The 25,798-nt window shown below is 45.8% G+C and carries 16 protein-coding genes; 15 read left to right on the top strand and 1 reads right to left on the bottom strand.

The window, feature by feature from the left end; all coding sequences use genetic code 11:
- The first annotated feature begins 134 nt into the window (after window positions 1–134).
- Window positions 135–1,013, top strand: a complete 879-nt coding sequence (locus R3D00_20455) for a nuclear transport factor 2 family protein (protein MEZ4775569.1) — start codon at window positions 135–137, stop codon at window positions 1,011–1,013.
- 90 nt (window positions 1,014–1,103) lie between these two features.
- Here the strand turns inward: R3D00_20455 and R3D00_20450 are convergent, their stop codons facing one another.
- Window positions 1,104–5,153, bottom strand: a complete 4,050-nt coding sequence (locus R3D00_20450) for a malectin domain-containing carbohydrate-binding protein (protein ID MEZ4775568.1) — start codon at window positions 5,151–5,153, stop codon at window positions 1,104–1,106.
- A gap of 644 nt (window positions 5,154–5,797) precedes the next feature.
- On the opposite strand from R3D00_20450, the gene cysC reads away from it, so the two are divergent.
- The 14 genes from cysC to R3D00_20380 all read left to right on the top strand — a co-directional run bounded on the left by cysC (window position 5,798) and on the right by R3D00_20380 (window position 25,787).
- Window positions 5,798–6,397 carry an adenylyl-sulfate kinase gene (gene cysC / locus R3D00_20445; GenBank protein ID MEZ4775567.1) on the top strand — a complete coding sequence of 200 codons (600 nt, stop codon included), beginning with the start codon at window positions 5,798–5,800 and terminating at the stop codon, window positions 6,395–6,397.
- Window positions 6,398–6,483: 86 nt separating this feature from the next.
- The gene (gene cysD, locus R3D00_20440) at window positions 6,484–7,386 is read left to right on the top strand and encodes a sulfate adenylyltransferase subunit CysD (GenBank protein MEZ4775566.1); all 903 of its coding nucleotides are present in this window, start codon (window positions 6,484–6,486) and stop codon (window positions 7,384–7,386) included.
- 58 nt (window positions 7,387–7,444) lie between these two features.
- A complete protein-coding gene (gene cysN, locus R3D00_20435) occupies window positions 7,445–8,686 on the top strand; it encodes a sulfate adenylyltransferase subunit CysN (GenBank protein ID MEZ4775565.1) in 1,242 nt (413 codons plus the stop codon).
- A gap of 224 nt (window positions 8,687–8,910) precedes the next feature.
- Window positions 8,911–9,714, top strand: a complete 804-nt coding sequence (locus R3D00_20430; GenBank protein MEZ4775564.1) for a polysaccharide biosynthesis/export family protein — start codon at window positions 8,911–8,913, stop codon at window positions 9,712–9,714.
- 24 nt (window positions 9,715–9,738) lie between these two features.
- Window positions 9,739–12,099: a polysaccharide biosynthesis tyrosine autokinase gene (locus R3D00_20425; GenBank protein ID MEZ4775563.1), complete on the top strand. Its 2,361-nt coding sequence runs from the start codon at window positions 9,739–9,741 to the stop codon at window positions 12,097–12,099.
- A 112-nt stretch (window positions 12,100–12,211) separates the two neighbouring features.
- Window positions 12,212–13,252, top strand: coding sequence for a GDP-mannose 4,6-dehydratase (gene gmd, locus R3D00_20420; protein ID MEZ4775562.1), 1,041 nt, complete (start codon window positions 12,212–12,214; stop codon window positions 13,250–13,252).
- Window positions 13,236–14,195 (top strand): GDP-L-fucose synthase, encoded by a 960-nt coding sequence (locus R3D00_20415; protein MEZ4775561.1) that lies wholly within the window; start codon window positions 13,236–13,238, stop codon window positions 14,193–14,195. The genes gmd and R3D00_20415 overlap by 17 nt, the downstream gene beginning before the upstream one ends.
- Window positions 14,196–14,200: 5 nt before the next feature.
- A complete protein-coding gene (locus tag R3D00_20410; GenBank protein ID MEZ4775560.1) occupies window positions 14,201–15,991 on the top strand; it encodes a glycoside hydrolase family 9 protein in 1,791 nt (596 codons plus the stop codon).
- Between the two features lie 110 nt (window positions 15,992–16,101).
- On the top strand, window positions 16,102–16,263 hold the full coding sequence (locus R3D00_20405) for a hypothetical protein (GenBank protein MEZ4775559.1): 162 nt from the start codon (window positions 16,102–16,104) through the stop codon (window positions 16,261–16,263).
- Window positions 16,264–16,695: 432 nt separating this feature from the next.
- On the top strand, window positions 16,696–20,544 hold the full coding sequence (locus R3D00_20400) for a PKD domain-containing protein (protein ID MEZ4775558.1): 3,849 nt from the start codon (window positions 16,696–16,698) through the stop codon (window positions 20,542–20,544).
- A 285-nt stretch (window positions 20,545–20,829) separates the two neighbouring features.
- Window positions 20,830–22,167 (top strand): flippase, encoded by a 1,338-nt coding sequence (locus R3D00_20395; GenBank protein MEZ4775557.1) that lies wholly within the window; start codon window positions 20,830–20,832, stop codon window positions 22,165–22,167.
- Between the two features lie 20 nt (window positions 22,168–22,187).
- Window positions 22,188–23,366 (top strand): glycosyltransferase family 2 protein, encoded by a 1,179-nt coding sequence (locus tag R3D00_20390; GenBank protein ID MEZ4775556.1) that lies wholly within the window; start codon window positions 22,188–22,190, stop codon window positions 23,364–23,366.
- 14 nt (window positions 23,367–23,380) lie between these two features.
- Complete coding sequence (locus R3D00_20385) at window positions 23,381–24,412, top strand: sulfotransferase (GenBank protein ID MEZ4775555.1); 1,032 nt, start codon at window positions 23,381–23,383, stop codon at window positions 24,410–24,412.
- A gap of 43 nt (window positions 24,413–24,455) precedes the next feature.
- A complete protein-coding gene (locus R3D00_20380) occupies window positions 24,456–25,787 on the top strand; it encodes a hypothetical protein (GenBank protein MEZ4775554.1) in 1,332 nt (443 codons plus the stop codon).
- Window positions 25,788–25,798 lie beyond the last annotated feature (11 nt).

The following is a 25,798-nucleotide window of genomic DNA, read 5'->3' as shown; positions in this document are numbered from 1 at the left end:
CGTCTTCGGGCGAATAAAGTTGTATCGAAAGAAAGCGGGCGGTAATTTCTGTCAGGTTTTTAATTTTTATCAGTCAAAAGGCTTTCATTATTCGGAGATCTTCATTTTCTCAACGTTTCAAACTGAGTACGTATATGAAACCTATTGTCCGGATTGTCCTTCCATGGCTGATTATTTCTTTTTCCCTGCTCCCAAACCTTCAGGCTGCCTATCCTTCAGATGATCTGATAGATATTCAGCGCACGCTGAACTATTATTACGAAGGTGCCGCGCTTCACTCGGTAGAAGTTCTTGCCAGAGCATATCACCCTCAGGCGAGAATGGTATATGTGGATACAAAAACCGGAAGGTACGAAAAATTTGAAGTAGGCGATTATCTCCGTACGCTGGCGGACTCTCATCCGGTTGTGCATGAAAAGAGTATTCGTATTCTGAGTCTGGACATCACCGGGAACACCGCACTTGTCAAAACCTGTATCACATTTAGTGGAAAGGGGATGCGAATCATAGATTTTCTCACCCTGCACCAGATGGAAGGAGAATGGAGAATTGTCAGCCGCACTTCGTTTAAAGAATATGCGACTTTTGAAAAAACGAAGACATTATTGTGGGACAAAGCGTTTGCCCAGGATCAGCGGGAGGTGAACGATGTGCTAAACACATATCTGCTTGGTGGCGACCGTAGTGACGCCACTGTATTGAGAACGGCTTTTCACCCGCAGGCAGATGTTACTTATACGGATCCCCGCAAAGAAACCTGCTATATCGTATCACTGGCTGACTACCTGCATATGTATGACAATCAGGAAAACCGGGATTTGCAAAAGCGCAAACATAAGGTCCTTTCCGTCGATATCACCGGCAATATGGCTGTCGCCAAGATTAGCATAAAGTATAAACGTTTTCAGGGAATGGTTACGGACTATATTACTCTGGTAAAAACTGACGGCAAATGGTCCATTATTCTCAAAGCAACAGACAAGGAAAAAAGTGCTTTTCTGGCACCGGTTTGATTGATTAATGTTCATAAAAAAACCCGGAATTGTCTTCCGGGTTTTTGGTACAAAGCGTTTGCTTTGTATTCGTTGTACTTATCTGATGTCCTAGTGTAAAGTGAGAACCCGCTCAACCGTGGCAGTAACTCCATTGGTAGCGCGGAGCATATAAACACCCGAAGGTAAATTGCTCAAATCGAATGTAAGGGTCTGTGAGCCTTTTTCCAGTAGTCCTTTGAACAATGGTTTCACCATTCGGCCCATTCCATCATAAAGTTCTACCGAAACCTGCTGGCGCTCATTGTTGCCAATGACAAGGTTCACCATGCCCGTGGTAGGATTGGGGTACATATACATTCCCAGCATTTCAGCTACTACGGTTGCGTTTACTCTTCCGGAGAAGGTATAGGTGCCGTCATAGTCTATCTGCCGCAGGCGGAAAATATAAGTTCCGGGTTTTCTGCCTCTGACGAGGTATGAGTAGTTTTGTCTTTCACTGGTAGTTCCTGCTCCCTGCACAAATCCCAGTGTCTGAAACTCCTGTGTGGTATTGTCAGGTGAAAGCATTTGCACCTCGAATCCATCGTTGTTGAGTTCAAATGCGGTTGTCCAGTCAATCCGGATATCGCTTCCCTCTGCGGTTGCATTCAGGGTAAGAAGTTCGACCGGAAAACCACCTGTATTGTTACCTGTAAGGATTTCAATTGCATTAATCATTGGGTCGCCTACCACCCGCAGGAAGTCAATATCCAGTTTGCCATCGCCATCCACGGTTACATTGTAGGAAACCATTCCTGCAACCTGGTGGCCAAAGGTACCCGTGATATCGAAGTTTTTGGCAACAGTATCACCCTCGATGCGGATATTGAATACGCGCTCTCCGGGATCATTGCTACAAATACAGGCATTGGCAAAATAAAGGTGCACTTCGTATTTGGTTCCGGCAGCACCCGCGACCGGGAATTCCCATTGCATTTCCTGTCCGGCCGCAGGGTCATAGCGCTCTTTTCGGAAAAGCTTTTCGGGTGTTCCTGCCGGAAGTGTTGCTCCCATAAAAAGGGTAGGGGGTTGTACACCTGTTCCCTGATTATTGCCGCCGGCCACTCTGTACGAAGACGGGCTGGTATTAAGGTCAACCGCCCAGTCCGGGCCACCATTTGTCGAAACTACCATAGAATCTGCATTGTTGATCCGGTAAAGGACGGTTTGCGCAGCAACGGTAGCTCCTGTTCCGGTAAGTGCAACAGTGAGTGGCGAATTTACCCCTGTATGAGTCAGTTCCAGCGTGGCAGTTTTAGCGCCGGTGGAGGTGGGGGTAAAAGTAACTTCCAGTGTTTTGGGAGAGGAGATGATAATATCATCAATCGTGGAAACGGCAGGAGAAAACATTGCGGCATCAGGTCCGGTTACCGAGATGTTGGTAACATCGATGCTAAAGTTAAGTGCGGTTGCCACATCAAGCGTCAGCGTATTGGGGGTCCCCACATTTACATTGCCAAAGGCAAGTGGATCGGGGGTTGCTGCCAGGATTTCACGCTGGCTTACCGTGTACATTTCCATAAAATCCCAGCTGGCGATAAAATCTGTACCTGCTCCTGATGAGGCCAAAACGCCGGTTGCCAGGGCTATATTTTGTCCACCTATCTGATACGTTCCCTGAATGGCTGCCAGGAGGTTGCCACTTGTGGATACCGGTGCGCCCAGTACGGTGATGGCACCATTGCTGGCAGAGTAGGAGGGAAGGACTTCCCCATTGGATGGATCTACCTGAAGATAAAGGTGAATGACAGAAGATGAAAGGATATTGGCCACTGGATAATCTGTAGAAGTGACCACTCCGGCAATTTCACGAATCACCCGGAAGCCGCCATTTCCGCTACCCAATCCCACCAGTGCCACCAGGACATAATTGTCCTGATCACCCGTGCCAATATATACGCCCTGAAGATAATCTGTATCACTGCCTCCGTTGAAGAAATTTCCATTCATCTGAGTACGGAATACTACGGGTTCGGAAGCGCCACTGATATCAATACCAAACTGGTAAGAATTAATCAATTGATTGTCTAAAGTACTTCCGTCTTCGACTGTCGGATTGGTGAATGTGCCGGTTGCTCCGCCTGCAATCAGATCTTCGTCAGGATTGAGCATGTTGAGATAATCGGTAACACCATTGACCATCAGACCGGTGAAACCCAGTCCGAAGAAACCTGTACCCGGGTCAGCGTTGAAGAATGGGTAAACCAAAGGAAGGTCTGCCGCGGTGATGTCCGTGCCATTATTGGGGTCTATACAAAATGGGTCGATGGTATCGATAATTCCGTCGTCATCATCATCCGGATCATTCCAGTCAGACACTTTGAAACCACCGATCAGGGTACCGTCATGGTCAGATGGTCTGCTGCCACCGCTGCACGGGTCAGTACCATTTCTGATATCCAGTTCGTCTGCATTGGTAAAGCCATCTCCATCTTCATCGATGAGCGGGTCATTATTGCCGTTGCAGATAGGTGCCGGGCCACTATAGTCTGTAGGTTCGAAGACCGTGATGGTGTTTGAACCGTGGTTGGCTGTCCATATGGTGCCAGGGTAAATACCCGCATCTCCCAGAGACGTTACATCGAGTGGAAGAGAGGTGAAATTTGTGAGGAAAATACTGGAACCGGTAACATTTCCGGTAGTCTCGTCTACAAACATGCGGAAAATCCGCCCTTTGTTGTTGCCGAGATAGGCTACACCCAGAAGGTCGCCCGTCATTACACCGCCGAAATTGGATGCCGTGTATTCGCAGATGCCATTTACCGGAGGGCTAAAGGTAAGCTGGGCGCCATTTGCCGGGCCGGGCTGCTTGAAATCTCCTTCAATAGGATCTGCCATAGCAGCAGGCACGGGAGGCCATGCTGCCGGGAGTGTAGGACTACCGGTCGGGTAATAAACGCCATCTTTGTACAATCCGGCTCCGGTGGGGTTTGCTCTGATGGGGTTGGGGTGGCCGGCGTAGTAACCCTGCGCGAATTTGTGGAGGCCATTTTGGTTATTGACCTGTGCGTCCCCGCTCTGGTTGCAGGCTGCATCTCCGGGGCCACTGGAGCCGCCTTCGCCGGGGCAGTATTCGTTGGTAGCGGAGGAAACGCCTCCGACAGGTGGGCCTTCTCCCCATGGGTGGCCGCCCCAACCCTGATTTGCACCATTGTCGCAGCCATACATATTGCCAGCCTGAGTGATGACAAGATCATATACATTTCGCCAGCCGGAGGAAAAAATCTGAACGGGTCCGCCTTGTACAAGCATGGCCTGATTCAGCCCGTCGTTTCCACCCCAGGGTACATGAGATCCGCTGATATCCCCGCCACCTATAGTTGTGGGGTGATCCAGGGTCGGGAGGTCGTATTTATATTTTTGTCCCTGTGCATCTGTTTTGGTGGGGAGAGCCTCGATTACATTGAGGTCAACGGAAAGAATCGCCGCTGAAAGCGCATACTCACAGGTAAATGCAAAAGCAATGCAAGGACTGCCTGCATTGGTAAATCCACCGATGGGGAGATACGCAATATTCGCTGTTACGTCAACGATAAAGTCGTTGTTGGCGTGGTTTTCTTCAGAGCGGGGCATTCCTCTGACAAGATGCACCATGTCCCAGTATCCCGCAGGATCATTGATATTTGCCCCGATCCAGGTAAGTTTGGAAAGAATCCCGCTATTAGTATCCAGATTGAGGTCTCCGCTCTGACCGGAGCCGGCTCCGGCCCCTTCTCTAGGGTCGCTGGATGTTACATAAATAATCGGGTTATTGGCGGTACCAGCGACAAAAATACCTGTTACCTGCCTGTCGGTAATATTCGCAGATACGTTGCCAAAATCATCGTGGTTGGGGATTTGTTTGACGCTGAGGATCGTGTCAATATCAGTTACCGAATAGTCGGCGGCATTATTTCTTACAATTGTAAGAATATAAATTTCGCCATGTTGCTGGGTTACATATAACCGGTTGTCTGGCCCAAACTGAAGAGAAGTAGGATTGAGAAGGGTCAAACCTGAAAGTATGCCCTGATTAAAACTCTGTGCAAGAAGTAGACGCGTGTTACCCAATAGAAAAACGATACAGAAGGTCAGGATATATCGTAAAACTGGGTTCATAAGATTCTGGAGTGGTCTCATAATTTGTAGGAATTTGCCGAGCAGTTATTGTGTTATGAATTGTTCAAAAATGGTTTTGAGATGGTGTTGTCTGAGAAATTTGTGGCATAAAAGTAATATACCTGCCTGACTCTTTTTAATAGATTTTTGCGAATCGAAAAAACGGGCGCATGAACGGCGGTTTGTATGCATTCATCGGAATAAGTAAAACAGGTTGAAGAAACAGGCACGTTTTTAGCTATGAGACGATACACTTCAATGGTAACACAACCAGGCAAATAAAGTTCTTTTCAATAATGGGCGGAAAAAGTGATTCCCCGGGAGACAAAAATAAGAAATTTGAAATGCCTGCAAACTTGAAATTTATGATGAACGGGGTATTTTCTTCGGATTCTTGAAATGACCGGAATACTACTGTTCGGGGAATAATTTTTGCAGTTCACCGACTCTCCATCACACCTGTAAGGATTTTGCTTACTTTGCGTCCGAATACAGCCCCAAAGAGGATATCTTGACAACATTATTTATTTGAGTTCCACAGGGTTCTGTTCGTAAAAACTGTGGTGTCAGCGAGGCTGGATTTTCATAAAAACTTTGAATGATTGAGGATTTTTTAATGTGTGGCAAAAGGCCCAATCAATTAAGAATATTAGTATAAAACAGAAATGGCAGAAAACATCCATCCGATTTTTGACCGGATATTATCCAGAGAAGATAAAGAAAACATGCTCAACCAACGTGCAGTAGTGGTATGGCTGACGGGCCTTTCGGGTTCGGGTAAAAGCACCATTGCACAGGCACTGGAAGCTACGCTTCACGAAGAAGGATTTTTTACCAAGCTCCTCGACGGCGACAATATCCGGGTAGGTTTATCCAATAACCTTTCTTTTTCCGAAGAAGACCGTACCGAAAATATTCGCCGCATTGCCGAGGCCGCCAAATTGTTTTTGGACGGCGGCGTAATTTGCCTTTGTTCTTTTGTAAGCCCTACCATTGAAATCCGCGAACTGGCAAGAAAGATTATTGGTGCAGAAAACTTTCTGGAAGTATATGTTAATGCACCATTGGAAGTATGTGAAGGGCGCGATGTGAAAGGGCTGTACAAAAAAGCCCGCGAAGGCAAAATTCCTCAGTTTACAGGCATTGATTCTCCGTTTGAAGCGCCGGTGGCGCCGTTTCTGGAGCTTCGGACTGACGAAAAAAGTCTGGAACAATGCAGGGCGGAGTTATTCGAAGCGCTGTTACCAGTCATTGAAAAATCATAGGTTAGACTCTTTTTCCGACTAACAGGATTATATACTCGCACAGGATTAATTTAAATATTTTACCATCACTAATAGTTTGCAGACGAATGGACTATAGACTTAGTCATCTTCAACAACTTGAATCGGAAGCAATTTTTGTTATCCGGGAAACTGCGGCCCAGTTTGAGCGGCCCGTATTGCTCTTTTCCGGAGGCAAAGATTCCATTACGTTGGCTCACCTGGCTCGAAAAGCTTTTTATCCGGCAAAATTGCCGATGCCCATGATGCACGTGGATACAGGACACAATTTCCCCGAAACCATCGAATATCGCGATCGGTTTGTCGCTGAAATGGGTGCCCGTCTGATTGTCGCATCTGTACAGGACTCGATCGACAGCGGCCATGCCGTCGAAGAAAAAGGTCCTAATCCCAGCCGCAATGCGCTTCAGAGCATTACATTGCTGGAAGGAATTGAGCAGAATAAATTTGACGCCTGCCTCGGCGGCGCCCGTCGCGACGAAGAAAAAGCTCGCGCCAAAGAGCGCTTTTTCTCTCACCGCGATGAATTTGGACAGTGGGAACCCAAAAATCAGCGCCCTGAACTCTGGGATCTTTACAATGGATATCTCAATCAGGGCGAAAATTTCCGTGTATTCCCGATCTCCAACTGGACAGAACTCGACGTTTGGATGTATCTCTACAATGAAAAAGTAGAGCTGCCCAGTCTGTACTTTGCCCACAAACGCAAGGTCGTCAATCGCGGAGGTGTATTTTTGGCTGAAAGTCCTTTCATTACACTTCTCAATGGCGAAAAATATGAGGAAAAAGTGGTGCGTTTCCGTACCATCGGCGATGCTACCTGTACAGGTGCTGTTCTTTCTGAAGCTGACAATATCCCCGCGATCATTGAGGAGGTTGCCGCTACACGTGTGACGGAAAGAGGTGGCCGTACAGACGACAAGCGTTCTGATTCCTCTATGGAAGACCGTAAGCGTCAGGGGTATTTTTAGGTCATCCCTGTTTTGTCAGGTTTTAATTATTTGAATATTTTAGTCTTTAAAAAAATACATGGACTTACTTAGATTTTCTACAGCCGGCAGCGTCGATGACGGAAAAAGTACCCTGATCGGTCGCCTGCTCTATGACACGAAATCCATTTTCGAGGACCAACTCGAATCCATTGAACGCACCAGTTCTAATCGGGGTGATGATTACCTTGACCTCGCACTCCTCACCGATGGTCTGAAAGCAGAGCGCGAACAAGGCATTACGATCGATGTCGCCTACCGCTATTTTGCAACACCACGCCGTAAGTTTATCCTCGCCGATACTCCCGGACATATCCAGTACACACGTAATATGGTGACGGGTGCCTCGACAGTCAACCTGGCTATTATTCTGATTGATGCCCGCCATGGCGTTGTGGAGCAAACCCGCAGACACTCATTTATCACTTCTTTGCTTCAGATCAAACACCTGATCGTTTGTGTAAACAAAATGGACCTGGTGGATTACTCTGAAGAACAATACAACAAAATTGTAGATCAGTACGAAGAGTTTTCATCTAAACTGAAAGTGCCGGACATTCGCTACATTCCTATCAGTGCCCTCAAAGGCGACAACGTAGTGAATGACTCTGAGCGTATGCCCTGGTACAAAGGTTCTTCTCTTCTCTACACACTGGAAACTGTTCATGTTGACAATGATTACAACCATGTTGACAGCCGTTTTCCTGTGCAGTATGTGATTCGGCCACAGTCCGATGGCAACCCTGACTACCGTGGGTATGCAGGCAGAGTTTCCGGAGGTGTATTTAAGCCTGGAGATGATGTCGTGGTCTTACCATCCGGTTTTTCCTCCAAAATCAAATCGATCGATACCTATGAAGGGCCACTGGAGGAGGCTTATACGCCTATGTCAGTAACCATCACTTTGGAAGATGAAATCGATATCAGCCGTGGAGATATGCTGGTTAAGCCTGAAAACCAGGCAACCGTAGATCAGGATATCGAACTGATGATATGCTGGATGTCGGAGAAAAAACTGACGCCCCGCAACAAATATAAAATCCGCCATACTACCCGGGATGCAAGATGTATCGTCAAGGAAATTCGCTACAAAGTGGATGTCAATACCCTGCACCGTGTAGAGGACAATTCAGATATGGGCCTCAATGACATTGGTCGTATTCTGATCAGAACTACAGTGCCTTTGCTGCACGATAGTTATGCCCGTAACCGTACCACTGGCAGCATCATCCTGGTGGATGAGTTTACCAATGAGACAGTTGCTGCGGGGATGATTATCTGATTCCGACTGCCGGTCGCTGCAGAATCGCTGCGGTAACCGTATTGACCCCCACGAGGGCTTTGTATGGAGAAGTAGATTCACCTGCAAAGCCCTTTCATTTACAAGATCATTTTAAAATTATCCTATTACTATTCGGGAAATAATATTAGCTGTTCACCACAAAGCAAATACTTCTGGCCCTATTTTGGCTAACTTGTTGGTGAAATCGTAGTAAACACTGTATCATGAAAAAACATTTTGTACTTCTCTTGGTCACTGGAATTACTTTACTTTTATCCTCCTGTATTTCAAATAAAAATACTATTCTCTTTCAGAATGGTGGTTTTCGCTATGACGCTTCGGTCTCTATGGAGAATAAGGCGCCGCTATACAAAATTCAACCCAACGACGTACTTTCTATTAAAGTAAAAGATCTTAACCCTCAGAATACCCAGTACCTTAATGCGATGCCTGATGGCATTTTTAATATCAACGAGGTAGGAGTGTATCTTTATGGCTACTCTGTCAGTGATTCGGGGTATATTTACCTTCCTGATATTGGCAAGATCAATGTGATGGGTATGACAGTCAATGAGGCCCGGGCCGTAATTCAGGAAAAAGTCCGGGATAAAGCATTTGTTAATGCCACAGTTTTTGTGACGCTGGTAAGTTATCGGATCTCCATCATTGGGGAAGTAAACAAACCCGGCTATTATTATGTGTACAACAACTCGGTGAACCTCCTGGAGGCAATGGCTTTGGCCAGCGACTTTAAAGAGTTTGCAGATAGAAAAAATATACACCTGATCCGCAATGTAAGAGGCGGTTCGGAAGTAATAAAAGTGGATCTGACCAATCCGGAAATTTTTAAATCACCCTACTATTACCTGTTGCCCAACGATATCTTGTATGTGCCCAACATGGAAATCAAAAACAACCGGTCGAACCTATCAAACCTTCAGCTGTTGTCTGTGATTTTCAGTGGCGCTGCAGTAACTTTAACAGCGATCAATATTGCCAATCAAATTCAGATCAGAAAGCAGCAGTAGTAGTCATCTTTTAATTTTTGTATCATGTTTCAGTCTTCCAAAATGAACAACCAATACAGCGACGACACGATCGATGTAAAAGCACTGCTGGGGCGGTTTGTTCGCAGATGGTATTATTTTGCGATTGGGGTAACTCTTGCATTGGTTCTGGCTTTTGTTCAGATCAAGTTTTCTACCAAAATATACCGCGTAAAAGCCAAGGCAATCCTCGGTAACCAAAACGCTGCTACAGTAGTGGAAGATTTGGGTACCGGCGTGTTTATGGAAAAGTCAGACCTGGCAGATAAAATCGGGGTACTGCAATCTTTTAACCTCATCCGTGAAACGGTTCAAAAACTTGACGTAGGTGTTTCTTATTTCAGTTATCAAAAGCTGAAGGCAAATCCCGAATACAAAGATGTGCCTTTTACCGTTACGGTGGACTCCTCCCAGCAACAACTGGTCGGCATCGAAATTTTTCTCGAAAAAGTGAATGATGTCGAATACCGGGTCAAAGCCAAAGGTGAAGAAGTCAGCCTCTACGATATTAAAAATGCTGAAATCATCCGTGAAATTGAAACAGTGGACATTGATGAGAAAATACGGATTGGTGAGCCTTTTAAAAATAGTATGCTCAGTTTCAGCGTCAATTTTAAAGAAGATTACGAAACCTATACCCGGGGTCAGTACTTCTTCAAAATTAATACCCTCGACGGACTCGCTGAGATGTTTCAATCCTCAATTAAAATTGAACCGGTAAGTGATGAGTCCAATATTCTTTCTATTTCATCTGAAGGTCCGCTGATTGAGGTTCAGAAAAAATTTATCAATACCCTGCTCGAAACCTACCGTCAGGGAGAAATGCGCCAGATGAATGAACTCGCTATGCGCACCATTATCTTCCTGGACTCTCAGATTCAGGAATTTACCGGGCAGGTAGAAAGTACTCAGACAGATCTTACTTCTTCTCTTGTAAGAAGCGGAGTTGTGGATGCAGGTATCTCCGAATCACAGATCGGCCAGCAGATATCGGTACTGGAAAGAGAGCGAAATGACATCTCTTCTGCCGTTAACTATTATGAACGTACCCTTTCCAATATCGAAAGTGCCGGGCCCGATGCGCATATTGAACTCGCAGCACCTTCGATGTTTAATATCAACGAAGCGGTACTTAATTCGCTGATCATCAAGCTCTCACAGCTATATGAAGAAGAAGCAGATCTGATTTTCCAGACCAATAAAAAAGGCCCGCTGTGGGAAGTCAACCAGTTGAAAATTAAAAACACCCGCCGTGATATCACTGCGAATGTAAGGTCTGGATTGGAAGCTCAAAAAAACCGGCTTCAGGGGGTGGAAGAACAATTGCGCAGACTCTATGGAAAAAGAGGGGCCATCCCTGTAGGGTTGGCGGATAAATACGATCTCGAAAGAAAGCTCGCTGCAGGCGATGCGCGACTTCGCGATCTGCTCGACAAACGCGACCAGGCGTATATGGCTATGCAGTCTCAAACGGTAGATATTGAGATTATTGAAAACGCCAAAATGGAAGGCCGCAAGCCAATTGCACCGCAAAAATCGCTGATTATCCTGATCGCACTTTTTGCCGGACTTGGGCTCCCTGTCATTGTAATTGTCGTGAAAGACTTCCTCAATGACAAAATCTCAGGCCATGCAGATATAGAGTCGAGTACCAATATTCCTGTACTCGGGTTTGTGGCCCGCCATGACCGAAACAGTAACTATATTGTCCCCAAAGATTCCCGCACAGCATTGGCCGAGTCTTTCCGCTCCATCCGTATCAAAATGCAATACCTCAATGACAATGCGGTTCAGCAAATTATCGGACTTACGTCTTCAAGTTCTGGGGAAGGAAAAACCTTTTGCGCTACCAACCTGGCAGCGGTCATGTCGCAGGCGGGTAAACGTACACTGCTGATCGATATGGACCTTCGTCGCCCCCGTGTTACCCGTTATTTTGAAAATGGCGACGGACGTGGTCTCTCCTCCTACCTTTCCGGAGAAGTGGCCGACCATAAAGAAATGATTCATAAGACCCATATCGAAAATCTGGACGTCATTCACTCAGGGCCTGTGTGTACCAATCCGCTGGATCTTATTGCCACAGACCGTATGAGAGATCTGATACAGAAACTCCGCGAACAATACGACCATGTGGTATTTGATACGCCTCCTGTGGGGCTGGTCTCTGATTATCTGGTGATTATGAAGATGACAGACTTCAATATCTATGTAGTTCGCGACAGTACGACCAGTGTTGAATCCCTGAAGTGGATCAATGAATTGTACGATACAGAAAAAATCAAAAACGTAGGCATGCTGATCAATGATGTAAAATCTGTCGCAGCTTACGGCTATATCGATAGTCATTATGGCTATGGTGATTAATTGTTAATGGTTAATTGTTAATTGGTTGCGGGTGACCGCGGTTGTTAGTTATATCATGGAAAGGGAAAAAAAAATCCTTTCGTAAAAAGTAAATTGCATTTAAAAATCAGAAATGAAGAAAGCATTTATTACGGGTATTACCGGACAGGACGGCTCTTTTTTAACAGAATTTTTGTTGGAAAAAGGTTATGAAGTACATGGCATTATTCGCCGGGCATCTTCCTTTAATACGGAAAGAATTGACCACCTTATGGGCAATAAAAATGTACACCTCCATCATGGAGACTTGTCTGATAGTGCCAACCTCAACAAATTGCTCCGCACAATTCATCCCGATGAGATTTATAACCTTGGCGCGCAAAGCCATGTAAAAGTATCTTTTGAAGTACCTGAATATACCGCACAGGTTGACGCGATTGGTACGCTTCGTATTCTGGACGCTATGATCAACCAGTGTCCGGAGGCAAGGTTTTATCAGGCTTCCACCTCAGAGCTTTATGGCCTGGTTCAGGAAATTCCTCAGAAGGAAACCACTCCGTTTTATCCACGCAGCCCCTACGGTGTTGCCAAACTCTACGGTTTCTGGATCACTAAAAATTTCCGGGAATCCTATGACCTCTATTCCTGCAACGGAATCCTGTTCAACCACGAATCTGAACGCAGGGGTAAAACCTTTGTAACCCGCAAAATTACCACCAACCTGGCCGAAATTTCGGTAGGTCTTCGCGAAGTCCTTCGCCTGGGTAATCTTGACGCACAACGCGACTGGGGATATGCCAAAGAATATGTGGAGGCGATGTGGTTGATGCTGCAGCAAGATCAGCCTGAAGATTTTGTGATTGCCACTGGTAAAATGTACACCGTCCGCGACTTTGTCCAAAGAGCCGCTTCACATATCGGACTGGATATCGTATGGGAAGGAACCGGGGTAGATGAAAAAGGCTACGACAAAACTTCCGGCAAACTTGTCGTCGAAGTAGATCCCCGCTATTTCCGCCCTGCTGAAGTCGAGCTGCTTATCGGCGATGCGACCAAAGCTAAAGAAAAAATGGGCTGGGAAGCGAAAGTCGGTATCGACGAGTTGGTCGAGATCATGATGGTAAACGATATTAAAGAAGCAAAGAATAAAGTCTTCTATGCACAAAACAGCTAAAATCTACGTTGCCGGGCATCGGGGAATGGTAGGATCTGCCATTGTAAGAAAACTCAGAGAAGAAGGGTATGAAAATATCATCACTCGCTCTTCCTCAGAACTTGACCTCCGCGACCAGACAGCAGTGGAAGAATTCTTTGCTCAGGAAAAACCCGATTTTGTATTTCTCGCTGCCGCAAAAGTTGGGGGTATTGTTGCCAATAATACCTATCGCGCAGAATTTCTGTACGACAACCTCGCCATTGAGATGAATATTATTCATCAGGCATATCGGCATAAAGTGGAGAAATTGCTCTTCCTCGGAAGTTCTTGTATTTATCCCAAGTTTGCCCAACAGCCCATGTCAGAAGACCAATTGCTGACCGGCATTCTGGAGTATACCAATGAGCCCTATGCAATCGCCAAAATTGCGGGTATCAAACTCTGCGAAGCTTACCGCGATCAGTATGGCTGCAACTTTATTTCCTGCATGCCTACCAATCTCTACGGGCCCAATGACAATTATGACCTGCAAAAATCGCATGTTCTTCCTGCTTTGATCCGAAAGTTTCATGAAGCAAAACAGGAAGGTAAAGCGGCGGTGGAAATCTGGGGCGACGGTAGTCCTAAACGCGAATTTCTGCACGTGGATGATCTCGCCGGGGCTTGTCTGTATCTGATGGAACATTACGACGAAAAAGGATTTGTCAACATCGGTGTAGGCGAAGATATCAGCATCCGCGATCTGGCAATGATGGTCAAAGAAGTAGTGGGATTTGAAGGAGAACTTGTATTTGACACTTCAAAACCATCGGGCACACCCCGTAAGCTTATGGACGTGAGCCGTCTTGAGGCACAGGGATTTCGCGCGACCATTGGCCTTCGCGAAGGAATCGAAAGTGTTTATCAGGAGTTTCAGCAAAATATCGAATATTATATTTCCGGAGAGCGGGTTGTTTCCTGAGAGGAATGCCAGCGGAAGATGGGATGATGAAGACCGGGAAAATCATATTTACAATCATAACACTTACAGCAATAGCCGGATGGATCATCTGGCTATTTGCGTTTCATAAAACTCAAACGGAGTCGCCATATTCCTCTGACATCAGACTGAATCAGGTGGGGTTTTATCCCGGCGGGCCTAAAACTGCCATTATTCGCAATGCGCCTTCGGGTGAGTTTACGATCCGCAGGCTGTCAGACCATTCGGTCGTATTTTCAGATACAATGACAGAATCGCTGCGCTGGTCATTTTCCGGTGAAGTGGTGCGAAAGGCAGATTTTTCAGCATTTGATCAGGTCGGCAGATACTATCTGGAGGTTCCGCTGGTGGGCAATTCCTATCCGTTTCTGATTGAGACAAATATCCATCAACATGTACTGGCCACCATTTTGCGGTCGTTTTATTTCCAGCGGTCGTCTCAGGCCATTGTTGCTCCTTTTGCGGAAAAATGGCCCAGAAAAGCTGGCCACGCCGATGATCAGGTGAAAATTCACCCGTCTGCTGCTTCGGCTTCCCGGCCTGCCGGCACCCTGGTCTCGGCTCCGGGGGGGTGGTATGATGCCGGTGATTACGGCAAATATGTTCCAACAGCGACATTTGCTACCTGGATGCTACTGGGAATGTACGAGACGGCCCCCGAACAGTACGACACCTTTGGGCTCAATATTCCGGAATCCGGCAATACATTGCCCGATATCCTTGACGAAAGCCTTTGGAGTATCCGGTGGCTGCTTACCATGCAGGATCCCGGCGAAGGATTTGTTTGCCATAAGCTGACCACCTCCCGGCATCCGGGAAAAATCATGCCCGAAGATGACCGGGCTACCCGGCTGATGATCGGAAAAAGTACTGCGGCTACCCTGGGGTTTGCTGCGGTGATGGCTCAGGCTTCAAGAATCATACGAAAATGGGAGCCAGGCCTTGCCGATTCCTGCCTCAAAGCATCTTTGGCCGCATGGCGGTGGGGAAGGGCAAACCCTGCAGTAAGTTTTGAAAACCCCCGGGACATAGAGACGGGGCCCTGTCTGGATTATTATTTTGAAGACGAAAGGGCCTGGGCCGCAGCCGAACTTTGGGTTACAACCCGTGAAGATAGTTTCTACTATGTGGGGAAATTTGGCGAACAAACATTTGACGACGCACCCACCCGCCGCAATGTCGGGCCGCTGGCCTGGATGTCGCTGTTGGCACAACCCGTCAGGTTGCCTGTGAATGGCGATGAGAAAATTATTCTGCGAAAGCTCCGTCTGATCACTGACCGGTTTCGCGATCATGCCTTGACTGTAAGCCCTTACGGTGTGCCGGTTGGAGACCGGGAGAATGACTTTCTCTGGGGGAGTAACGGGAACCTGGCGAGCAGGGGGGTATTGCTGATGTTTATGGCCCGGAAAACCGGAGACGCCTCGTATGCCGCAGCGGCTACTGCCGCGCTTGATTATATCCTGGGGCGCAATGCCACCGGGTATTGTTTTATCACAGGAGTGGGAAGCTATTCTCCCATGGATATTCATCACAGAATTTCCCTGACAGACGGCGTTTTCGAACCCGTTCCCGGCTTGATGGCCGGAGGCCCTCAAAACGAACTCAACCGGGATGGCTGTGTATATCCCGACAGCCTGCCTGCCACGACTTACCTCGACAGCTTTTGCAGCTACACCACCAATGAAGTCACCATCAATTGGAATGCCCCACTTGCAAGGCTTTGTGGAGAAATTGAACGGTGGTACACATCGCATGCTCCGGTAGAGGCCCACTAATTGAGTTGAGGCATAGCCTGTTTTTTCCTTTTTTTAGAAAATTCCTTACATTATTGATAAAAAAATAGCGGATAATTTACCGCTAATGAAAATTGAGAAAACTCCATACCATGAGGAGAAACATTGATAATCAGCATATATGTGGTGGGAAACCCCCTTTTTTGCGGGATCTGGCAGGGGCGGTGACGATTGGCGGCAAATTGTTTTCTGCGTTTTATCGGCAAAACTTACAAAAAATCGATACACCCATGGAAATAACGATTACCGAATAAACAATAGCTGGTATTATATTAGCGATATAAAATTATACTCAATGATACAATGGCTTGCTGAAGTTTGCCATTTATATCAAAGAGTAAGGGGAAAACCGGAATAGGGGTATTTCGGTTTTACAAACCCCAGGTATTAGGTATAGGTTAATAATGTAAAAATGCAAACGACTCATCGTCTTTCTTTATCCTGGCTTTCCAGTGGTATCCCTTTACCATTCAACTCTCAAGGTGCGTGTCCTGACCGGCGAATGACCGGCTTCAGGCCTTTTGTGTTTTAGCACCGTCTCCTTCCTGCTCTTAGTATTTAGGATTCGCCCGAATCTGAATTTCTTTAAAAAAAACTGCTATGTCCGGAATCATATTCATGATTTCGGGATGGGAAGGGCTTGGTCTGTATGGTTCTTCCCAAAACCTAAAGAAACCTTTAATCTGATGAAAAGACTTTTGTTGCTCAGTTTCCTCTTGCTTCTTTTTTCCCACTCTTTTTCCACAACCTATTATGTGTCAAATGCAGGTAACGATGCAAATGCCGGAACGAGCACCGCAGCTCCCTGGAAAACCATTGCAAAACTAAACACACATATATCGGCTCTTAAGCCTGGCGACAATGTACTTTTCCGTAGGGGAGATGTATTTACTGGTCAGATTCTTTTGACAGTAAGTGGCGGTCTGAACAATCCCATTACGTTTGGCGCGTACGACACCGGAGCTGATCCGGTGATTTCTGGCATGGTTCCTATTACCAACTGGAAACTTCACCAGGGAAACATCTGGTATGCTGCTTCCAGCACAAAGGTTCCCTATCTCTATGTCAATGATAAATTTATGACGTTGGCGCGTTATCCCAATTCCGGATATATTCTGGTGAATACCGCTACCGTAAACAACGTGAACTCCAAATCAATTACTCAGGCCAATGACTATTGGAAAGGCAGCAATGTGCGTCTCCGCACCACCAAATGGACATGGGAATACAAGGAAGTCGCCTCCTCTACGTCATCAGGTACGATCAATTTTGTAGGGTCCAATAAATATATTCCGGAAGCTGGTTACGGTTTTTTCCTTGATGGCAAACTTGAGCAGCTGGATATGGAGACAGAATGGGCCTATGATGCAGCCTCCGGGCGGGTATATCTTTGGGCGCCCAATGGTGCCAATCCCAACAACCTTCTTGTAGAAGGAAGCACCATTGACTATGGGATTTATGCAGCGGTAGAAGAGGCCAATATTACCGTTCGCGATCTTACTTTCCGCGGCCAAAAAATTGATGGTGTTTATTTGTTTGACCGCAAAAGCGCCAATAATACGATTACCAATTGCAAATTTTATGACCAGGGCGAAACTTCCGTTTCCGTCGGTGGTGCAAATATTACCGTAACCAATAATTATTTTGAAGGCGCACGTGGCCGCGCCGTCAAAGGTCATGAGGTAAAAGGCGGTACATTTTCTCACAATATCATGCGGCAAATCGGTCGCCAGAACGGGTATGGTATCAGCGGGAATCAGGGAATGAATGGATTTCATTTTACCATGACCGATGATGTGTATGTGGGCTACAACCGGATCGATAGTGTCGGCTATACCGGAATTACAGTTTATGCTTCCAATTCGCTGGTGGAACGCAATATCGTCAACGCTTCTCTGCTGAATCTCAATGACGGGGGGTGTATCTATACATTCTCCGAGCAGTCCCACCATACGATCATTCGTGAAAATATCGTGTATAATGCCATTGGCAACAATGACGGAGTTCCTGCCGCTAAAGTAAAATCTGCCGCCTTTGGTATCTACATCGACAACAAATCTTATAATATGAGTGTGCTCCACAATACGATCCTAAACTCCGGTACTGCTGGCGTTTTTGTCAACTCCGGGGCACATGATGTGGAAGTGGCAAGTAACGTAATCTATGGTGCTGACAGGGACCTGATCCAGCTGGAAGAAAAAATTCTGCCCGGGCAAACCATCGACAATACCTTTCATGACAACGTTGCGATTTCCTTTAATCCGGATGTAGCATGTGTGCGGTTGCTTTCTGAGTACGGAACCCATGCCAATTTGGGAACATTTGAAAACAATTATTTCTACAACCTGTATTCTCCCTATATCGCCAGAATCGGCAAACTGACCAATAAGCCGCTTTACAGTATGGATCAGTGGGAAAATATGTTGCCAACAGTCATTAACCAAAACAAAATCAGTCCTTTTCAGTGGGATTGGGTTACGGTCGCTTCCTATTTGAGCAACAACCTTATCACAAATGGTACATTTACTGCCAATGCCAGTGGCTGGACAACAGCCAGTGGGAATGCCCAAACTACCTGGCTGACCAAAGGTGGAATGGACGGAGGGTGTTATGAACTGAAAATGACCGGCGGTTCTCCGGCGACGGCAGCTGTTTCCACCAATATCACAGGTGGTTTAAAGTCAGGTACACATTACGAATTAAAGTTCAGTGTCCTTTCCACCAAATATGAAACACTGGAAGTAAATGTAAAAGGAGCGGGCGGCAAAGTGTTGCATACTTTTGATTATCCGTTGTCTCCAACCCGCCACGACTTTGTGAAAATTATTGAAAGCAATTCGAATGAAGCCACTGCTACGGTGGAATTCAGAGTAGCATACACCAATGGGCACAATTTTATCTTAGACAATGTGGAAGTATTTGAGGTGAATGCCATTCCATACAACCCCATTGTAAAAGCCAAAATATTTGTCAACCAAACCGCTGCAAATAAAGCTTTTACGCTTACTGGTACTTATCAGGACGTGGATTTGAACCCCGTGTCCGGTTCGATTACCCTGGCGCCATTTTCTTCGGTTGTATTGTTTGCAGACTCAGTTTCCGTAGTGAATACCGATCCCGGCCATACAAACTCCAACCCGGTAGCGGTGATTAATGCTACACCGATTACTGGTACTGCGCCTCTGCTCGTGGATTTTGACGGTACAAGTTCCAGCGATCCCGATGGCCTCATCACAAATTACACATGGGACTTTGGCGACGGCAAAACCGGCACAGGAAATTTATTAGCTCATACGTATCAAAGTGCCGGGAACTATCTGGCTACGCTTACTGTGCAGGACGACTCGGGAGCGGTCAATACCGCCAATGTGATGATCATTGTGAAGGAACCAGCGACAAGTTCTGGCTGTACTCTCCCTTCAGGCTGGCTGAATGAAGATATCGGGAATGTCGGATTTTCGGGCAAAGCCTGCGAAGATGGCACGGGTGTATTCACCATAGAAGCTTCGGGTGCTGATATCTGGGACAAAATCGATGCCTTTCAATATGTCTATAAGCCGATGACCGGCAATGGCGAAATTGTCATGCGGGTGAATGCTTTGTTGGAAACTCATGCCTGGGCCAAATCTGGATTGATGATGCGGGAGTCGCTTGATCCGGGTTCCAAAAACGCTTATACTTTCATCGCTGCTTCGGGAAGATATACTTTTCAGCGCCGGGTAAATAACGGTGGCCTTACTACCAGCACCAACAGTCCCAAAGATACGCCGATTCCTATTCCTTATTGGGTAAAACTGGTCAGACAAGACAATATGTTTAGAGGATATGCTTCTCCGGATGGTATCACCTGGACGCTTATCGATCAGGAAGAAATACCTATGGCTACTGAAATATTTGTAGGTATTGCGGTTACCAGCCATGACGACAACCTTCAGACTACCTCTGTTGTAGATAATGTAACCTTTACTGCGGAAGGCGTTTCTTCCTTCCCGGTCGAGTTGATCCACTTTGATGGACGCCCCGTAGGCGAAGCAGTATTACTTGAATGGGCCACAGCCAGCGAATTGAACAACGCCTACTTTACCATCGAAAAATCACTGGACGGAGCGATATTCGAAGTATTGGACCAAGTACAGGGAATGGGCATAAGTCAGGAAGTGGCCGAATACCAATTGATTGACAATCAGCCCAATAAGGGCAGGTCTTTCTACCGGTTGAAGCAAACGGATTTTGATGGCACCTTCCGTTATCTGGGTACTGTAGAGATATTTTTTGACTCCGAGCTCAAGCCGGAAGTAAGCATTTACCCAAATCCTACCTATGATCATAACCTGAATCTGCACTTTCAGGGGATTGATACCGAACAGATTCTGCGGGTGGCATTGCTGGATGTTGCCGGCCGGGAGGTTTGGGTAGCCAGTGAGCCCGCCAAATCCATGCAGGTTTCTCTGCCGGAGGCGATACCAGCCGGAATGTATATTATGATGGTAGAGTTTTCTGACGGGTTGATCGGAGAAAGACTACAGATTCAATAGCGAATCAGACTTTATATAAAGAATTTGGGGGAATGGGAGGCCTGTAATGGGCTTTCCATCTCCCGTTTTTTAGCGATTCAACAAACCTGTTAAATTTCCGGTTATCCGGAACAATATCAATTCACGGGTTATTTTTAGCTGTTCATTACTCGTATGATTTAGCTGTTAGTATTTTTCCTAATTTAGGCTCAGTTCACAGGGTGGAATCAGTATCTTACCCCAAAATTGTTGCTCTCAAATTTAGTCTTTACACGTGTACTGATACGGTAAGGCAGGATTAATTGAATGTCAGTGAATTATATAGCAGAACTGAATAAAGTTATTCGCTCTAAAGGCTTCCTGAAATATCTGAAAAACACCTCCTGGCTCATGGGAGGGCGGATAACGCAAATGGGAGTCTCATTCCTCGTTACAGCAAGAGTCGGAAAATACCTTGGAGCCGACGGGTTTGGCGCATTGGGCTACTCCCGAAGCCTGGGAATGTTATTTTTGGTATTTGCCGGACTGGGGCTTCAGGAGATTGTCGTCCGGAACCTGATAAAAGATCGTGCCAATGAGCGAAAGATTCTGGGTACGGCTCTGATATTGAGGTTTTTAGGTGCAGTTGTCGCATTTGCACTTTACTTTGTACTCTCCTTTTTCCTTCCCGATGATCAGGTATCCATTTACCTCACCTATCTGGTAATTGCCAGCGGCGTTTTTCAGGCATTGGACGTGTTTGATTATCATTTTCAAAGTACGGTTCAGGCACATTACGGAGTAAAATCACGATCTTTTTCGACGTTTGCTTTTGCTTTCCTTCAACTCTTTCTGGTGATTGTCGAAGCCGACCTGATATGGTTTGGCTGGGCATTTTTCTTCAGAAATGCGCTGGTAGGCATAGGCCAGGTGATCTGGTTTATGCGATACTTTGATAAGCCGCTGGATCTGAAGGTTGACTACAAATATGGAAAGGAAATGCTGATTGACGGCTGGCCACTGGTGTTTTCGGGTATGGTAGTGATGGTGTATATGAAGGTGGACCAGATTATGATCAAACAAATGATGGACAACGTCTCCGTAGGGTATTATACCTCTGCGTTGCGATTTTCTGAGATCTGGTTTTTCCTGGGACCCGTGCTGGCAAGTTCGTTGTTTCCTGCAATCATGAATGCCAAAGAGAAGGACGAAAAGCTATACCTGGAGCGTTTGCAAAACTTCTACAACTTAAATGTGCTGGTTGCTCTGGCGATAAGTATTCCGATGGCACTGTTTGGCCCGTGGTTTCTTGAGCTTCCGTTTTTGTTTGGAGAAAAGTACGCCGCAGCGGGGCCTGTACTGGTCATTCATATCTGGTCGCTGGTCTTTGTATTTCTCGGAGCAGCAAGCAGCAAACAAATGATTGCAGAAAACCTGCAAAAAATCACTTTATACCGTACACTGCTTGGGGCGGTAGCAAACGTTGTGCTCAATTTTATACTCATTCCCCGGATGGGAATACAGGGAGCAGCTATCGCAACCCTCATTTCGCAAGCTGTGGCATCCTATTTGGGATATCTCCTTTCAAGGAAAACATGGGGGACTTTTATTATGCAAACCAAAGCGCTTACATTTTATTCCTTAATTGAAAAGCTTAGAAAATAAGCACCTAATATAAATTTCAAATGAGTTTTGAAAAATCTCACCCTTCTTACAAACCTGTCATTGTCGTAGTTGCATATAACCGGGTTCACTCGCTGACAAGGGTGTTTCAATCACTTTCATCTGCCGAGTATCCGGAAGATGTAAAATTGATCATAAGTATAGACAAGGGCGATAATAACCAGGATGTAGTGGCGCTGGCAGCCGGGTTTGACTGGCCTTTTGGTGAAAAAGAAGTTATTTATCAGCCAGAAAATCTAGGCCTTAGAAAACATATTCTGAAATGTGGAGACCTTACCCAACAATACGGGTCCGTTATCCTTCTGGAAGATGATCTCTACGTTTCTCCCTGCTTCTACCGGTTTTCTACAGAGGCAGCTAATTTTTATGCAGACGATGACCGGATTGCCGGCGTCGGTTTGTACACCAATCAAATGAACTCTCATGCGACATTTTTGCCATTTATACCAATAGAAGATGGCTCAGACGTGTTTTTTTTCCAGGCTCCCTGTTCATGGGGACAGGTATGGACGGATAAAAAATGGCTAAAATTTCGCGACTGGTACAACAAAGGCCAGACCATTACAGCAAATGACCGGTTTCCAGAGCCCATCAAACAGTGGCCGGAAAGCTCATGGCTGAAATATCACACAAAATATGTCGTAGATCACGATATGTTTTATGTTTATCCGCGCGTCTCTCATAGCACAAATTTTGGCGATAGTGGCGTGCACTTTGATAAGCAGGTCAATATGTTTCAGGTGAACCTGCAATACCGGAAAAAATCATACACTTTCCACACTTACGACGAGTCGCTGGGAGTATATGATATCTATTATGAATTATTGCCCTCCAGGCTTAATCAAATGCTGCCTGCACTCGCAGAATATGACTATGTGGTGGATATTTACGGCACCAAAAATCTCAGTCAGTATAAAGAAGAATATGTACTGACGCAAAATCCTGTGGCAAAACCCGTTTTTTCATTTGGAATGCAGTTCCGGCCATTTGTGATGAATGTGGTCAACCAATTGGAAGGAGATGCCCTGTTTCTCGCCAAAAAGAATCAGATGCTTGCGCCCAACGGCTCTGCATTTCGACCCTTTAAATATTATTTTGGCCATTTGCAGCCCCGGCCATTAGTCAATCTCCTGAAATTCAGACTCAGAGACAGAAAACCATTTTCCCTTTTTATTAAGTAATAAGAATTATAACAATGAACATCAGTGATCAGAAGCTTGTATTTATAGTAGGCAACTCCCGTAGCGGCACCACCATGATGATGCGTATTATCGGCAAACATCCGGAGATGCATTCTGTCAATGAAATACACTTTTTTGAAAAACTTTGGTCGGTCAATGACAAAGACCGTGTCATAGATGAGGGTGAAGCGATCTATATTGCTTCCCGGCTCATTTTTGTGAAAAAAGAGGGTTATCTCGCCACTTTTAATCCGGAGAAATACAAGGAGGAAGCGACAGCGCTGGTGAGAAGTATCGAAACCGACAAACTGTACAGCCATGATGTATTTCTGGCGTTTCTGGTAAGTGAGACCCATGCAAATGGGAAAACCATACCCAGTGAAAAAACGCCGCAGAATGTATTTTACATTCAGGATATTCTGGACCTTTTCCCCAATGCGAGAGTGATCAATATGATCCGCGATCCGAGAGGGGTACTGCTGAGCCAGAAGAAAAAATGGATGCGCAAAGACAATGCGGATGCTTATCTCTCCAAACATAAAAAAGAGGTCGTTCGTCTTCGGGTAAATTATCATCCCATTACAATCAGCCGGCTTTGGAACAGCTCGATCCAGGCCAGTAAAAAGTTTGATGGAGATCCCCGTGTATTGAATGTACGTTTTGAAGACATCACCGGCAGCCCTACAGAAGAGCTGAAAAAAATATGCGCATTTATCGGCGTTGATTATTCCGAGAAAATGCAACAGGTAGAATATATTGGTTCTTCCAATGAAAAAGATGCACCGGGACAAGTCGGGATTAAAAGTAACCGCACCAAAACCTGGATGCAGGGAGGATTAAATCGCGCAGAGATTTGGTTTTGCCAGAATATTACCGCAGATTTTTTCCGGCAGTTTGGATATGAACCGATGCAAACCAAGGCTAATCCGCTGATTGTCTTTGGGTACTACATTTCATTTCCCGTAAAATTAGGACTTGCATTGGTAATGAATCTTCACAGAATGAAAAATGTAAAGGATTCCATTCGCCGCCGGTTATTTGCATAGGGAACGTACTTCCACTTATATTTGCCATACAGGCTGATTCTGCATGTATTATATCATCGCATTTTTTCTCGTTGTAAACCTCAAAGGCCTGACAGGAGGTAGCCTTGCCTTTAAGTTTTTACCCAACTTCATTTTGCTGTTGGGTATTTTCCGATACTCTTTTTTTTCTAAAGGCAAGGTTTATCTGCGAAAAATGTATGTAGAGTCCAATTTTACCATGTACGGACTCTATCTGATTGTATTTCTGGTCAGCTTGTTGCGGACGGCTTTCCCCAATGCCACATTCACCGGGTTATTGAATGATACACTGAGTGTGATTTTTCTCAATTTGCTGGTTTACAGCGCATTGGGATACCAGTTCCGGAACCCGGACAACTTCGAAAAGCTGTTTAATAAGGGTACATTACAGGCAATCATGATTCCATCAGCCCTGATTGCCTTTATGCTTTTTTTGTATATCATTGGCTACAACGACCCTACTACCAAACTTCGGCGGCAGGGGGAAGAGGCCATTATTTTGAAATTGATCGGGATTAGTCTTCAAAAAAAGGCGATTCCTTATACGGAAGGTACACACCCCAATACAATCAGTATTTTTGCCGGAGCAACTTTGGTCATGACGCTGGTTGCCCTCTGGTTGCTGGAAGTAACCCGTAAGGAAAAGATCTTCCTGTATGTCAATGCAGTGGTCTGTGCAGCTTTTATGCTGATTGCCGACTCCCGGGGCACGATTTTGAGTTTTGTCGTAACGCTCGCGATGGTGTACGCCACGTATAAGGTGCGTTTTACCGGCGCTTTGAGGGTGTTTATTCTGGTTGTGCCTTTCCTTCCGTTTTTATTCAGTGGTTTTCTTGCGGCCTTTGCAGATTCGCCCCTGCTGGCGCAGTTTGCGCGAAGCGGCGACACCAAAAACCTGACAACTTTGTCCTCACGCTCGATCATCTGGGAGGAGTGTCTGGAGGAAGTGCTGGAGCCTAAACCTATGCATATTATCGGTTTTGGTGAACATGGCCAGTCCACGGCAGGCGTCTCCGCAAGGTATGCCTATATTTTCCCCAAAGATGCTTACGAAAATGACCTGATCGTAACGCATAATATGTTTTTTCAGTCATTTTTTGATATAGGTTATCTGGGAACATTCTTCTTCCTGGGTGCATTGTTTTTATGTCTCAACAATGCCATTTTCCTCTACAACAAAGGCTACAAAGCCGGACTCGTTTATATAGGATTTATTCTATACTTTGTATTGTCTGGCACCCTCGAATCTACATTCGGCAACCACAATCGTCCATATAATCAGACACTGATGACGATTATGATGGCGATAGTATTTTTCAAAAATGAATACACCCGGCTTTCCAGCCAAAAGTGGTAGGTGTAAGATTT

Source organism: Bacteroidia bacterium (assembly GCA_041391665.1).
GTDB lineage: Bacteria > Bacteroidota > Bacteroidia > J057 > J057 > JAGQVA01.
The sequence above is the reverse complement of the archived record's forward strand: the minus strand, read 5'-3'. Positions and strand labels throughout refer to the sequence as shown.

Bases quoted from the DNA above. Each gene is read 5' to 3' on its own strand.
- R3D00_20455 (MEZ4775569.1), top strand. From the start codon at position 135: ATGAAACCTATTGTCCGGATTGTCCTTCCATGGCTGATTATTTCTTTT.
- R3D00_20450 (MEZ4775568.1), bottom strand. From the start codon at position 5,153: ATGAGACCACTCCAGAATCTTATGAACCCAGTTTTACGATATATCCTG.
- cysC (MEZ4775567.1), top strand. From the start codon at position 5,798: ATGGCAGAAAACATCCATCCGATTTTTGACCGGATATTATCCAGAGAA.
- cysD (MEZ4775566.1), top strand. From the start codon at position 6,484: ATGGACTATAGACTTAGTCATCTTCAACAACTTGAATCGGAAGCAATT.
- cysN (MEZ4775565.1), top strand. From the start codon at position 7,445: ATGGACTTACTTAGATTTTCTACAGCCGGCAGCGTCGATGACGGAAAA.
- R3D00_20430 (MEZ4775564.1), top strand. From the start codon at position 8,911: ATGAAAAAACATTTTGTACTTCTCTTGGTCACTGGAATTACTTTACTT.
- R3D00_20425 (MEZ4775563.1), top strand. From the start codon at position 9,739: ATGTTTCAGTCTTCCAAAATGAACAACCAATACAGCGACGACACGATC.
- gmd (MEZ4775562.1), top strand. From the start codon at position 12,212: ATGAAGAAAGCATTTATTACGGGTATTACCGGACAGGACGGCTCTTTT.
- R3D00_20415 (MEZ4775561.1), top strand. From the start codon at position 13,236: ATGCACAAAACAGCTAAAATCTACGTTGCCGGGCATCGGGGAATGGTA.
- R3D00_20410 (MEZ4775560.1), top strand. From the start codon at position 14,201: ATGCCAGCGGAAGATGGGATGATGAAGACCGGGAAAATCATATTTACA.
- R3D00_20405 (MEZ4775559.1), top strand. From the start codon at position 16,102: ATGAGGAGAAACATTGATAATCAGCATATATGTGGTGGGAAACCCCCT.
- R3D00_20400 (MEZ4775558.1), top strand. From the start codon at position 16,696: ATGAAAAGACTTTTGTTGCTCAGTTTCCTCTTGCTTCTTTTTTCCCAC.
- R3D00_20395 (MEZ4775557.1), top strand. From the start codon at position 20,830: ATGTCAGTGAATTATATAGCAGAACTGAATAAAGTTATTCGCTCTAAA.
- R3D00_20390 (MEZ4775556.1), top strand. From the start codon at position 22,188: ATGAGTTTTGAAAAATCTCACCCTTCTTACAAACCTGTCATTGTCGTA.
- R3D00_20385 (MEZ4775555.1), top strand. From the start codon at position 23,381: ATGAACATCAGTGATCAGAAGCTTGTATTTATAGTAGGCAACTCCCGT.
- R3D00_20380 (MEZ4775554.1), top strand. From the start codon at position 24,456: ATGTATTATATCATCGCATTTTTTCTCGTTGTAAACCTCAAAGGCCTG.